This window comes from Azospirillum sp. OGB3 (assembly GCF_014192915.1).
Lineage (GTDB): Bacteria > Pseudomonadota > Alphaproteobacteria > Azospirillales > Azospirillaceae > Azospirillum.
The window spans coordinates 1-1567 of the sequence record NZ_JACHYN010000065.1 but is presented as its reverse complement, the minus strand read 5'-3'; the positions used below and the strand labels follow the sequence as shown (position 1 = coordinate 1567).

1 protein-coding gene is annotated in these 1567 nt (G+C 73.1%); it reads left to right on the top strand.

Annotated elements, in window-relative coordinates; genetic code table 11:
• The coding region (locus FHW79_RS32270) for an Ig-like domain-containing protein (RefSeq protein ID WP_247884733.1) at nt 1–1567 on the top strand (1567 nt) is incomplete at both ends.

The following is a 1567-nucleotide window of genomic DNA, read 5'->3' as shown; positions in this document are numbered from 1 at the left end:
GGGTCGCTCAGCCTGAACCCGAACGGCGCCAACCCGGTGTCGGCGACGGCGCGTGACGCCGCCGGCAACACCTCGACGGCCGGCACGCACTCGCTGACCATCGACACCACCCTGCCCAACGCTCCGACCGTCACCAGCGCCGCGCTGACCAACAGCACGACACCGACCATCGCCGGCACGGCGGAAGCCGGAACGACGGTGACCGTCACGGTGGGCGGGGCGACCTACACCACGACGGCGACCAACGGGACCTGGAGCCTCAATCTCGCCACCGAGACGCCGACTTCCGGCTCGCTGAACCTCAACGCCAACGGCGCCAACCCGGTCGCGGCGACGGCACGCGACGCCGCCGGGAACGTCTCGGCGCCGGGCACCCAGACCCTGACCATCGACACCACCGTTCCCAACGCTCCGGCGGTGACCAGCGCGGCGCTGACCAACAGCACGACGCCGACCATCGCCGGCACGGCGGAGGCCGGAACGACGGTGACCGTCACCATCGGCGGCGCCACCTACACCACGACGGCGACCAACGGCACCTGGAGCCTCGACCTCGCCACCGAGACGCCGACCGCCGGTGTGCTCAGCCTGAACCCCAACGGCGCCAACCCGGTGGCGGCGACGGCGCGTGACGCCGCCGGCAACACCTCGACGGCCGGCACCCAGTCGCTGACCATCGACACCACCCTGCCCGACGCCCCGACCGTCACCAGCGCCGCGCTGACCAACAGCGCCACACCGACCATCGCCGGCACGGCGGAAGCGGGCAGCACCGTCACCGTCACGGTGGGCGGCGCCACCTACACCACCACCGCCACGGGCGGAAGCTGGTCGATCGACCTCGCCACCGAGACGCCGACCTCCGGTGTGCTGAACCTCGATGTCAACGGCGCCAACCCCATCTCGGCCACCGCCGCCGACGCTTCGGGCAACGTCTCGGCGCCGGGCAGCCAGACCCTGACCATCGACACCACCACCCCGAACGCCCCGACCGTCACCACGGCGCTGACCAACAGCGCCACCCCGACGCTGACCGGCACGGCCGAGGCCGGCAGCACCGTCACCGTCACCATCGGCGGCGCCACCTACACCACGACGGCGACCAACGGGACCTGGAGCCTCGACCTCGCCACCGAGACGCCGACCAGCGGCTCGCTCAGCCTGAACGCCAACGGCGCCAACCCGGTCACCGCCACCGCCACCGACGCGGCGGGCAACACGTCGAGCCCCGGCAGCCGATCGCTGGTCGTCGACACCACCCCGCCGACCGCCACCGTGCGGTTCGACGACGACAGCATCGACGCCATCGAGCAGTCCGGCGCCGCCTTCACCATCAGCGGCGGCGAGGCCGGGACCGCCTTCACCTGGACGATCACCTCGGCCGGCGGCGGCCAGGTCACCGGCAGCGGCGTGATGAGCGGCCCGACCGCCCAGGTGACCGGGCTGGACCTCTCCGGGCTGGGCGACGGCACGCTGACCCTGACGCTGGGCCTGAGCGACCCGGCGGGCAACGCCGCGGCGCCCGTCACCGCGACGACGCAGAAGCTCACCGCCACCGTGGAGAAGC